Genomic DNA, 10,406 nt, shown 5'->3' with positions numbered 1-10,406 from the left:
GTGGCGGCGGCTGCTGCGCGCCTCCCGGCCCCGCGCCAGCCGGGGCCAGCTGCTGGCGGGCGTGCTGTGCGCCGCCCTCGGGTTCGCGGTCGTCGCGCAGGTGCGCCAGGCCCGGCAGGAGTGGCTGGAGCAGGCGCGCGAGACCGACCTGGTGCGGATCCTGTCCGACGCCTCCGACCGCTCCGAGCGGCTGGCCGCCGAGGCCCGGGGGCTGGAGCGCACCCGCTCGGAGCTCACCGCCGGCGGGGACGGCGCCGAGGCCGCGGCGCGGGCGGCGCGCGAGCGGCTGGACACGTACTCGCTGCTGGCCGGCACGGTGCCCGCGGCGGGCCCGGGCATCGTGCTGCGCATCGAGGACCCCGCGGGCGTCGTGCGGGCGGCGACGCTGCTGGACGCGGTGCAGGAGCTGCGCGACGCGCGGGCGGAGGCCCTGCAGATCGGCGCGGCGCGCGTGGTGGCGAGCACGGCGATCACCGACACCACCGGTGGCGTCCTGGTGGGGCAGGTGCTGGTCCGCCCGCCGTACGAGATCACCGCGGTGGGGGAGCCCACCACCCTGGCACCGGCCCTCGACATCCCCGGCGGGGTGCTGGAGGTGGTCCGGTCCCGGGGGGCGAGCGCGGCGGTGACCTCCTCGCAGGAGGTGCTCGTCTCCGCGGTGACCGGTGCGCCGCAGCTGCGCTGGGCCAGCCCCGCGCCGTCGTCGTCGCCGGCGCGGTAGCGTGCGCGCCGCCGTCGCAGCGATCCCGCCGCGGCCGCCGCCCACCGCCGTGACGCGGCGCAGCCAGGACCGACAGGAGCCCGCCCATGTCCTCCGCCGTGCCCGCCGACCTCCGCTACACCAGCGAGCACGAGTGGGTGCGCCGCGGCGAGGACGGCACCCTCGTCGTGGGCATCACCGACCACGCGCAGGCCGCTCTCGGCGACGTCGTGTACGTGGCCCTGCCCGCCGAGGGCGAGTCCGTCGAGGCCGGCAGCGCGTGCGGGGAGGTGGAGTCGACGAAGAGCGTCAGCGAGATCACGGCGCCGGTGGGCGGCACCGTCCTGGCGCACAACCCGGGTCTGGAGACACGCCCGGACCTCGTCAACTCCGACCCGTACGGGGAGGGCTGGATGTTCACCCTGCGGCCCACCGACCCCGCGGCGGTGGACTCCCTGCTCAGCGCCGCGGAGTACGCCGACCACGCCGGCTGAACCCCGGCCGGGGCAGGCCGCCGCGGGCCGCCGGGCGCGGCCGCGGGAGGGGTCGGCGGGTGGGCGTGGTGGAGGCCCCCGCCGGGCCACGGCTAGGCTGTGGCCCGGTGATCGCCGGGGTGGTCGGTAACCCGTCCGGCGGTGCGTCGGGAAGTGCCAGCGTCGCGAGAGGTGGTGCCATGTCGCCGTCGGGTGGTGGAGCGGTCGAGCCGGACGGCCCGGACGCCCGACCGCCGGCAGGGTCCGGTCGCGGGGACGACCGGGGCGGGCCGGAGACGACGATGTCGTTCGCGCACCTGGCGCCCGGTGACCTGCACGACGCGGGCGAGGGCGGGCTGTCGGCCGAGGACCACGAGGCCGTCGACGCGCTGCCGCAGGGCTCGGCCCTGCTGGTGGTGCGCCGGGGCCCGAACTCGGGGGCGCGCTTCCTGCTCGACGCGGAGCGGACCTCGGCGGGACGCCACCCGAGCAACGACATCTTCCTGGACGACGTGACGGTCTCGCGCCGGCACGCCGAGTTCCTGCGCGACGACGCCGGCGGCTTCCGGGTCCGCGACGTCGGCAGCCTCAACGGCACGTACGTCGACCGCGAGCGCATCGACGAGAAGGTCCTGCGCACCGGCGACGAGGTGCAGATCGGCAAGTACCGCATGGTCTTCCACGCCGCTCGGCGTGCCGGTGCCCCGCCCCAGGGCGGGTCCGCCCCGTGACCTCGCTGCCCGGTCCCGTGCCGCCGCGGTCCGCGCGGCGGGGCGGGCAGCCCGGCATGACGATCGGGGAGGTGATGGCGCAGCTGTCCGGCGAGTTCCCCGACATCTCGATCTCCAAGATCCGTTTCCTCGAGGAGCAGGGTCTCGTGGAGCCGCAGCGGACCCCGGCCGGGTACCGCAAGTTCTCCGCCGAGGACGTGGAGCGGCTGCGCTACGTCCTGGGGGCGCAGCGCGACCACTACCTGCCGCTCCGGGTGATCCGCGAGCACCTGGAGGCCCTCGACCGCGGTTTCGAGCCGCCGGCCCTGCCGGGGGCGGCGCCGGTCGTGCCGGCGGCCGGCGACGCGCCGGGCGCGGACGGTGATCGCTTCGGCGGGCGCGCCGGCCGGCTGCGGCTGACCCGCGGGGAGCTGCTGCGCGACTCCGGTGCGAGCGAGGAGCTGCTGCAGGCGCTGGAGACGTTCGGCGTCGTCGCACCGGTGGCGGGTGGGCCGTGGTTCGACGGGGAGGCGCTGGAGGTGGTGCGCGCCGCCGCCGGGCTGGCCGCCTTCGGCATCGAGGCGCGCCACCTGCGGGCCTTCCGCACGGCCGCCGACCGCGAGCTCGCGCTGGTGGAGCAGGTGGTGGCGCCGCTGCAGCGGCAGCGGCCGGGGGAGCAGACCGGCCGGCCCGCCGAGCGCGCCGGGGAGGTCGCCCGCCAGATGGCGGCCCTGTGCGTCCGGTTGCACACCGCCCTCGTGGCGGGCGGCCTGAGCCGGATGACGGGATGACGTGCGGCACCGCGACCGGGGCACGGGTCACCACCGCGCCGCGGCGGGGGTACGGTGAGGGACGTGCGTGAGCTCGACGTCATCGGGGTGCGGGTCGAGATGCCCTCCAACAACCCCATCGTGCTGCTGCGGGAGCGCGACGGGGACCGCTACCTGCCGATCTGGATCGGTGCGCCGGAGGCCAGCGCCATCGCCTTCGCCCAGCAGGGCGTCGTGCCGCCGCGGCCCCTGACGCACGACCTGCTGCGCGACGTCATCGCCGCCCTGGGTCGGACGCTCGTGGAGGTCCGCATCGTCGCGATGCAGGACAACGTCTACTACGCCGAGCTCGTCTTCGACGGCGACCTCACGGTGAGCTCGCGCTCCTCCGACGCGATCGCGCTCGCGCTGCGGGTCGGCTGCCCGATCGTGGGGGCCGAGGAGGTCCTGGACGCCGGTGGCGTGCCGGTGCCCGACGAGGACGAGGACGAGGTGGAGAAGTTCCGCGAGTTCCTCGACCACATCACCCCCGAGGACTTCGAGGCGGCCGATCCCGACGACCCGGGCGCGGGTCCACCGCGCTGAGCGGTCCCGGGCGCGCCGCGCCGGACCGGATCGCGACACGCCGGGGGCTGGGGGCCGTTGTCGTTGACGACCCCTTGACTCCCCCCTAACGTCTGTGCAGAGCGTCACCGCTGGGGGTTCCCCCGTGTGCGTCTCCCAACCGGGGAGCGAGTGCGGAGGAGGGCGGCAGCCCGCTGCCCCTGCCTCGGACCCGGTGGCGATGACGAGGAGGCCGGCGTGAGCAGTGGCGGCGACGTGACAGCGGGATCCCGGGCGGTGGGCGAACGGTCCCAGCGCTCCGACGCCGTGCGCGCGACCGGCGAGCTGGCCCACGGTCCCGTGCTGGGCCTCGACGCCGAGGTCGGCTACCGGGGCCCCACGGCCTGCCGCGTGGCGGGCATCACCTACCGCCAGCTCGACTACTGGGCGCGGACCGGGCTGGTGGAGCCGAGCGTGCGCTCGGCCAGCGGGTCGGGCTCCCAGCGGCTCTACAGCTTCCGCGACGTGCTGGTGCTCAAGGTCGTCAAGCGCCTCCTGGACACGGGGGTGTCCCTGCAGCAGATCCGCTCGGCGGTGGACCACCTGCGGTCGCGCGGGGTGGAGGACCTGGCGCACATCACGCTGATGAGCGACGGGGCGAGCGTCTACGAGTGCACCTCCCCGGACGAGGTCATCGACCTGGTGCAGGGGGGGCAGGGGGTCTTCGGCATCGCCGTGGGCCGGGTGTGGCGCGAGCTGGAGGGCACCTTGGCCTCGCTGCCCAGCGAGCGCCCCGCCGACCGCGTCCCCGAGGTCGCGCACGCCACCGTCGACGAGCTCGACAGCCGGCGCCGGGCCCGCGAGGCCGGCTGACCGGGCGCACCCGCCGCCGGGCCCGCTTCAGTCGAGCAGGTGCCCGTGCCGCAGCGCGCGCGCGGAGAACGGGTCGACGACCCAGTCGTGGGCGTCCGGCAGCCACAGCACGCTGGCGATGAGCGCGGTGGCCCACGCGCCGAGCAGGTGGGTCAGCGGCACGGACCAGCCCAGCGCGAAGGACCCGGCGGGGTCGTCGAGGATCAGCTGGTCCACGACGCTCACCCCGCCACCGAGGCGGACGGCGAGGAACTGCTCGTCGCGCGCGAACAGCGGCAGCCGGTCGCCGAAGTCGGACGGGTCGCGCTCCCGGACGCGGCGCACCGCCGCGTCCAGGGACAGCGGGACCCAGCCGCCCGGCCCGATGGAGGGCAGCGAGGTGCGGAAACGGGTGCGCACCGGCTCGACGCCGTCGACGGCGCGGAACCAGGCCCGGGTCCCCGGTGGCAGCGGTGCGGCGAGCGCGGCCTCCGCTGCGTCGAGGTCGGTGTCGCCGGCGCCGGGGCGCAAGCGGCTGGCGATGTCGGCGCCCACGCGCGACCACTGCGCGTAGAGGTCTGCGAGCGCGCGCAGGACCTCGTCGGCCTCCTCGGGCGCGCCGGACCAGCCGGCACCGCCGGGGTGATCCATGCCCTCTCCTCGGCCCACTCCCCGATGCGTTCCGGACCGGAACCGGCCACCGCTGATCACCCTAGGTGACCAACACGCGGGCCGCCAGGTCCTGGCACCGGGCGGGGGACCTCACGCACGCGTGGCCAGGACCCGGTCCAGCAGCGCGTCGAACGTCGCGCTCAGCGTGCGGGCGGCCGCGCTGCGCAGCTGGTGCAGCGGCACGCCGGCCCCCTGCGCCTGCTGGACGACGGCCCGCTCCGGCAGCGGCTCCAGCAGCAGCCCGTCGACGAGGGCCCGCAGCTCCCCGAGGCGGAAGCGGTGTTCCGCCGAGCGCGGGGAGTAGCGGTTGACGAGCACCCCGAGCGGCCGGGCCGCGCCGTGCTGCTCGCCGAGCTCGCGCAGCGCGCGGTCCACCGCGGCGACCGAGAAGCGCCCCGCGTCGGAGACCACCAGCGCGAGGTCGCTGGAGGCCCACGCCGAGCGGGTCAGCGCGCCCAGCGACGGGGGGCAGTCGAGCAGGACGAGCTGGTGCTCGGGCGTCTTGCGCAGGGCGGCGGCGAGGGCCGCGAGGTCCTTGCCGGCCGGGTCGGGCTCGTCGCGCAGCGCGGAGGCGGCGGAGCCGACGAGGACGTCGAGCTGACCGGGGTGGTCGTCGGCCCACCCGCTGGGGGCGAGCGCGGCGTCCACGATCTTGCGCTTGGGGCTGTCGAGCACCGCGGCGAGGTCGGCCGTGCGCCGCGCCGTCACGTCCAGGCCGCTGGTGGCGTCCGCCTGTGGGTCGAGGTCCACGACGAGCGTCGGAACACCACGACGCAGAGCGGCTCCTGCGAGACCGAGCGTGACGGTCGTCTTGCCGACGCCCCCCTTGAGGCTGCACACGGAGAGGGCGATCATCCGGGACACCGTAGTGGTCCGCGAGGGCGGGTGCGGACGCCGCGGTCGGATACCCTGGCCGCGGCCGTCGACCCCGCGCGGGAGAGTCCCCGCCGACGCAGCCCCGCCCTCGCGGCGGGTCGAGCGGGGCGCCGAAGGGGCAACATCCCCGGAACCTCTCAGGCGCCCGGACCGCACGGGGAAGGCCGATCTGGAGCGCCCCGCCGGTGCGACAGACGGGGAGGTCCGCACCGGTGCCACCGCACCGCTCGACGCCCGAGCGCAGGAGACCTCCATGACGACGACCGACGTGCCCGCGACCCACGGGCGTCCCGCCGCCTCCGCCGCACCGGCCGACCCGCTGCCCGCCGCCGCGGCCACCGCCGCCGGGGCCTTCGCCGCCCGCCACCTCGGTCCCCGCCCCGGCGAGGTCCGCCGGATGCTCGACGTCCTCGGCCTGGCCTCGACCGCCGAGCTCGTCGAGCGGGCCGTGCCCGCCTCGATCCGCGACACCACCCCCCTGGACCTGCCGGCCGCGCTGCCCGAGCACGCCGTCACCGCCCGGCTGCGGCAGCTGGCCGGGCGCAACCGGGTCGTGCCCTCGATGATCGGCGCCGGGTACCACGGCACCCGCACCCCGGCCGTGATCCGGCGCAACGTCCTGGAGGACCCGGCCTGGTACACCGCCTACACGCCGTACCAGCCGGAGATCTCCCAGGGCCGGCTGGAGGCGCTGCTGAACTTCCAGACCGCGGTGGCCGACCTCGTCGGCCTGGACGTCGCGGGCGCCTCGCTGCTCGACGAGGCCACCGCCGCGGCCGAGGCGATGACCCTGTCCCGGCGGGTGTCCAAGGCCGCGGCGGACGCCGTCTTCGCCGTCGACGCCGACGTGCTGCCGCAGACCCTCGCCGTGCTGCGCACCCGCGCGGTGCCGCTCGGGATCGAGCTCGTGCTCCTCGACGCCGACGCCGCCGACCCGCTGGCCGCGCTGGGCGGGCGGGCCGTGTTCGGCCTGCTGCTGCAGCACCCGGGGACCTCCGGGGCGGTCCGCGACCACGGCGCCCTGGTGCGCGCCGCCCACGCCCGGGGCGCCGTCGTGACGGTGGCCACCGACCTGCTCGCGGCCACCCTGCTGCGCCCGCCGGGGGAGTTCGGCGCCGACGTGGCGGTGGGCTCCAGCCAGCGCTTCGGGGTCCCGATGTACGCCGGTGGTCCGCACGCGGCCTTCATGGCGGTGCGCGCCGACCTGGCCCGCTCGCTGCCCGGCCGGCTCGTCGGGGTCTCCCGCGACGCCGACGGCGCGCCCGCCTACCGCCTGGCGCTGCAGACCCGCGAGCAGCACATCCGCCGCGAGAAGGCGACGAGCAACATCTGCACCGCGCAGGTGCTGCTGGCCGTCATGGCGGGCATGTACGCGGTGTGGCACGGCCCGGAGGGGTTGCGCGCCATCGCATCGCGGGTCGCCGCGACGGCGGCCGGCCTCGCCCGGGCGCTGCGCGACGGTGGCGTCGAGGTGGTGCACGCGGAGTTCTTCGACACGGTGCTGGCCCGCGTGCCCGGCCGCGCCGACGACGTCGTCGCCCGCGCCCTGGCCGCGGGGGTGAACCTGCGCCGCGTCGACGCCGACACCGTCGGCATCACGTGCGACGAGACGACCGGGGCCGAGCACGTCGCGGCGGCGCTGGCCGGGTTCGGCCTCGGCGCGCCCGCCGCGCTCGAGGGCCCCGACGCGCTGCCCGACGCGCTGCGGCGCACCTCCGGCTACCTGGCGCACCCGGTGTTCTCCCGCCACCGCTCGGAGACGGCGATGCTGCGGTACCTGCGGCGGCTGTCGGACGCCGACTACGCCCTGGACCGCGGGGCGATCCCGCTGGGGTCGTGCACGATGAAGCTGAACGCCACCACGGAGCTGGAGCCGGTGTCGTGGCCCGAGTTCGCCGACCTGCACCCCTACGCCCCCGCCGACCAGCTCGCGGGCACCGCCGAGCTCGTCGCCGACCTGGAGCGCTGGCTGGCGGAGGTCACCGGCTACGACGCGGTGTCGCTGCAGCCCAACGCCGGGTCGCAGGGGGAGTTCGCCGGCCTGCTGGCGATCCGCGCCTACCACCGCGCGGCCGGTGACGAGGCGCGCACGGTGTGCCTCATCCCGTCCTCCGCCCACGGCACGAACGCCGCCAGCGCCGTCATGGCCGGGCTGCGGGTCGTGGTCGTGGCGTGCGACGAGGCCGGGAACGTCGACCTGGCCGACCTGCGCGCCAAGGTGGAGGCGCACCGCGACACCCTGGCCTGCATCATGATCACGTATCCGTCGACGCACGGGGTGTTCGAGGAGTCCGTCGCCGAGCTGTGCGCGCTCGTGCACGACGCGGGCGGGCAGGTGTACGTCGACGGCGCCAACCTCAACGCCCTCGTCGGCCTGGCCCGCCCCGGCCGCTTCGGCGCCGACGTCTCCCACCTCAACCTGCACAAGACGTTCTGCATCCCGCACGGCGGCGGCGGCCCCGGTGTGGGGCCGGTGGCGGTGCGCGCCCACCTGGCCCGGTTCCTGCCCGCCACCACGCTGGACGAGGAGGCCGCCCGCGCGGGGGTGGGGCCGGTGGCGGCCGCGCCGTTCGGTTCCGCCGGCATCCTGCCCATCTCGTGGGCGTACGTGCGGCTCATGGGTCCCGACGGGCTGCGCGCGGCCACCGAGCAGGCGATCCTGTCGGCGAACTACGTCGCGGCGCGGCTGCGGCAGGCCTACCCGGTGCTCTACGCCGGTCCCGGCGGGCTCGTCGCCCACGAGTGCATCCTCGACCTGCGCGCCATCACGAAGCGGACGGGCGTGACGGTGGAGGACGTGGCCAAGCGGCTCGTGGACTTCGGGTTCCACGCCCCGACGATGTCCTTCCCCGTGGCGGGCACCCTCATGGTCGAGCCCACCGAGAGCGAGGACCTCGCCGAGCTGGACCGCTTCTGCGACGCGATGCTCGCCATCCGCGCGGAGATCGCCGACGTCGAGGCCGGCCGCTGGGCGGTGGCCGACAGCCCGCTGCGGCACGCCCCGCACACCGCGGCCAGCCTGACGGCGGCGTGGGAGCACCCGTACTCGCGCGCCGAGGCCGTCTACCCCGGCGGGCTGGACCCGCGCGCGAAGTACTGGCCGCCGGTGCGCCGCATCGACTCCGCGGCCGGTGACCGCCAGCTGGTCTGCTCCTGCCCACCGCTGGAGGACCTCGCCGAGGGCTGAGGTCCACCACCGGCCGGTCTGCCGTGCCTAGGATCGGCGGCGTCCGGCGCGATGTCGTCCGCCGGGGTCGTGGTCGCCGGGGTCTGGGTCGGTGGGGGAGGGGGTGCCGGAGGTGGGGGACTGGTTCCGCTCGCTGACCGAGCACCCGTGGTTGCTGTGGGCCGCGGCGGCGCTCGCGCTGGCGCTGCTGGAGGTCGTCAGCCTCGACCTGGTCCTGGTCATGCTCGCCGCTGGGGCGGCCGGTGGTGCGGTGGCGGCGCTGGCCGGCGCCGGCGCCGTGGGGCAGGTGCTCACCGCCGTGGTGGTCGCCGCGGTCATGACGGCGGGGGTGCGCCCGCTGCTGCTGCGCAGGCTGCGGGTCCCGCCGGCGGCGACCACCGGGCCGGCGGCGCTGGTGGGGCGCAGCGCCCACGTGCTGGCCGAGGTCGGCCCGCGCGGCGGCCTGGTGAAGCTGGCGGGGGAGACGTGGTCGGCGCGCTCGGCGCAGGGCGTCTCGTTCGCGGTCGGCGAGGACGTCGTCGTGCTCGCGATCGACGGCGCGACCGCCGTGGTCGGTGCCGGTCCCGGTGTCGTGCCGCCCGGGCCGGGAGCGGCGGGGAACCCGTGAGCCGTCGAGCGGGGTCGTGGGACGTGTCGAGGAGGGGAACTGATGGGTGACGTGGTGCTGATCCTCGTCCTGGTGCTGGTGGTCGTCCTCGTGGTGGTCGCGGCCGCCAAGACGATCCGGATCGTGCCGCAGGCGACCGCGGTCATCGTCGAGCGGCTGGGGCGCTACTCCCGCACGCTCGAGGCGGGCCTGAACGTGCTGGTGCCGTTCATCGACAAGCCCCGCGCAGTGGTGGACCTGCGCGAGCAGGTGGTGTCGTTCCCGCCGCAGCCGGTGATCACGTCGGACAACCTCGTCGTGAGCATCGACACCGTCATCTACTACCAGCCCACGGACCCGATGGCGGCGACCTACGAGATCGCCAACTACATCCAGGGCATCGAGCAGCTCACCGTCACGACCCTGCGCAACGTCATCGGCTCGATGGACCTGGAGCAGACGCTGACGAGCCGGGACCAGATCAACGGGCAGCTGCGGGGGGTGCTCGACGAGGCCACCGGGCGCTGGGGCATCCGCGTCAACCGCGTCGAGCTCAAGGCCATCGACCCGCCGCACAGCGTGCAGGACTCGATGGAGAAGCAGATGCGCGCCGAGCGCGACCGGCGCGCCGTCATCCTCAACGCCGAGGGGCACAAGCAGTCGCAGATCCTCACCGCCGAGGGCGAGAAGCAGTCCGCCATCCTGCGCGCCCAGGGCGAGGCGCAGGCGGCCATCCTGCGCGCGCAGGGCCAGGCGAAGGCCATCACGGAGGTCTTCGAGGCCATCCACGCCGGCGACCCGGACCCGAAGCTGCTGGCGTACCAGTACCTGCAGACGCTGCCGCAGATCGCGCAGGGCAGCGCGAACAAGGTGTGGATCGTGCCCAGCGAGCTGGGCGAGGCCCTGCGGGGGCTGGGCGGGGCCTTCGCCGGCGGTGAGGGCCGCGGCGGTGAGGGTGCCGGGCCGGGGCAGCAGGAGGAGCGGGACCGGCAGCAGCGCGACCAGCAGCACGAGCAGGACCGGCACGCCGGTGCCGG

The 10,406-nt window shown here is 76.1% G+C and carries 11 protein-coding genes and 1 riboswitch; of the genes, 9 read left to right on the top strand and 2 right to left on the bottom strand.

The window, feature by feature from the left end:
- The 6 genes from ABEB16_RS12770 to ABEB16_RS12745 form a co-directional block, all read left to right on the top strand.
- Window positions 1-721, top strand: a 721-nt coding sequence (locus ABEB16_RS12770) for a DUF881 domain-containing protein (protein ID WP_345712627.1), incomplete at its 5' end; no start/stop codon positions are given.
- An 86-nt stretch (window positions 722-807) separates the two neighbouring features.
- Window positions 808-1,194, top strand: a complete 387-nt coding sequence (gene gcvH / locus ABEB16_RS12765; protein ID WP_345712626.1) for a glycine cleavage system protein GcvH — start codon at window positions 808-810, stop codon at window positions 1,192-1,194.
- A gap of 281 nt (window positions 1,195-1,475) precedes the next feature.
- A complete protein-coding gene (locus ABEB16_RS12760) occupies window positions 1,476-1,904 on the top strand; it encodes an FHA domain-containing protein (RefSeq protein ID WP_425560183.1) in 429 nt (142 codons plus the stop codon).
- 56 nt (window positions 1,905-1,960) lie between these two features.
- On the top strand, window positions 1,961-2,674 hold the full coding sequence (ftsR, locus tag ABEB16_RS12755) for a transcriptional regulator FtsR (protein ID WP_345712625.1): 714 nt from the start codon (window positions 1,961-1,963) through the stop codon (window positions 2,672-2,674).
- Window positions 2,675-2,737: 63 nt separating this feature from the next.
- Window positions 2,738-3,238: a bifunctional nuclease family protein gene (locus tag ABEB16_RS12750; RefSeq protein ID WP_345712624.1), complete on the top strand. Its 501-nt coding sequence runs from the start codon at window positions 2,738-2,740 to the stop codon at window positions 3,236-3,238.
- 216 nt (window positions 3,239-3,454) lie between these two features.
- Window positions 3,455-4,069, top strand: coding sequence for a MerR family transcriptional regulator (locus ABEB16_RS12745; protein WP_425560182.1), 615 nt, complete (start codon window positions 3,455-3,457; stop codon window positions 4,067-4,069).
- Between the two features lie 27 nt (window positions 4,070-4,096).
- Here ABEB16_RS12745 and ABEB16_RS12740 read toward each other — a convergent pair whose 3' ends face one another.
- Both ABEB16_RS12740 and ABEB16_RS12735 read right to left on the bottom strand, forming a co-directional pair.
- Window positions 4,097-4,699 carry a hypothetical protein gene (locus ABEB16_RS12740; RefSeq protein WP_345712623.1) on the bottom strand — a complete coding sequence of 201 codons (603 nt, stop codon included), beginning with the start codon at window positions 4,697-4,699 and terminating at the stop codon, window positions 4,097-4,099.
- A 111-nt stretch (window positions 4,700-4,810) separates the two neighbouring features.
- Window positions 4,811-5,575 carry a ParA family protein gene (locus ABEB16_RS12735; protein ID WP_345712622.1) on the bottom strand — a complete coding sequence of 255 codons (765 nt, stop codon included), beginning with the start codon at window positions 5,573-5,575 and terminating at the stop codon, window positions 4,811-4,813.
- 68 nt (window positions 5,576-5,643) lie between these two features.
- Window positions 5,644-5,759, top strand: a riboswitch (glycine riboswitch).
- Between the two features lie 90 nt (window positions 5,760-5,849).
- On the opposite strand from ABEB16_RS12735, the gene gcvP reads away from it, so the two are divergent.
- The 3 genes from gcvP to ABEB16_RS12720 form a co-directional block, all read left to right on the top strand.
- Window positions 5,850-8,783: an aminomethyl-transferring glycine dehydrogenase gene (gene gcvP, locus ABEB16_RS12730; RefSeq protein ID WP_345712621.1), complete on the top strand. Its 2,934-nt coding sequence runs from the start codon at window positions 5,850-5,852 to the stop codon at window positions 8,781-8,783.
- A gap of 103 nt (window positions 8,784-8,886) precedes the next feature.
- The gene (locus tag ABEB16_RS12725) at window positions 8,887-9,390 is read left to right on the top strand and encodes an NfeD family protein (RefSeq protein WP_345712620.1); all 504 of its coding nucleotides are present in this window, start codon (window positions 8,887-8,889) and stop codon (window positions 9,388-9,390) included.
- A gap of 42 nt (window positions 9,391-9,432) precedes the next feature.
- Window positions 9,433-10,406, top strand: a 974-nt coding sequence (locus ABEB16_RS12720; RefSeq protein ID WP_345712619.1) for an SPFH domain-containing protein, incomplete at its 3' end; no start/stop codon positions are given.

This window comes from Kineococcus glutinatus, assembly GCF_039542765.1.
Classification (GTDB): Bacteria; Actinomycetota; Actinomycetes; order Actinomycetales; family Kineococcaceae; genus Kineococcus_A; species Kineococcus_A glutinatus.
This window is presented reverse-complemented; position numbering and strand designations above follow the sequence as displayed.

Bases quoted from the DNA above. Each gene is read 5' to 3' on its own strand.
- ABEB16_RS12735 (WP_345712622.1), bottom strand. From the start codon at position 5,575: ATGATCGCCCTCTCCGTGTGCAGCCTCAAGGGGGGCGTCGGCAAGACG.
- gcvH (WP_345712626.1), top strand. From the start codon at position 808: ATGTCCTCCGCCGTGCCCGCCGACCTCCGCTACACCAGCGAGCACGAG.
- ftsR (WP_345712625.1), top strand. From the start codon at position 1,961: ATGACGATCGGGGAGGTGATGGCGCAGCTGTCCGGCGAGTTCCCCGAC.
- ABEB16_RS12760 (WP_425560183.1), top strand. From the start codon at position 1,476: ATGTCGTTCGCGCACCTGGCGCCCGGTGACCTGCACGACGCGGGCGAG.
- gcvP (WP_345712621.1), top strand. From the start codon at position 5,850: ATGACGACGACCGACGTGCCCGCGACCCACGGGCGTCCCGCCGCCTCC.
- ABEB16_RS12740 (WP_345712623.1), bottom strand. From the start codon at position 4,699: ATGGATCACCCCGGCGGTGCCGGCTGGTCCGGCGCGCCCGAGGAGGCC.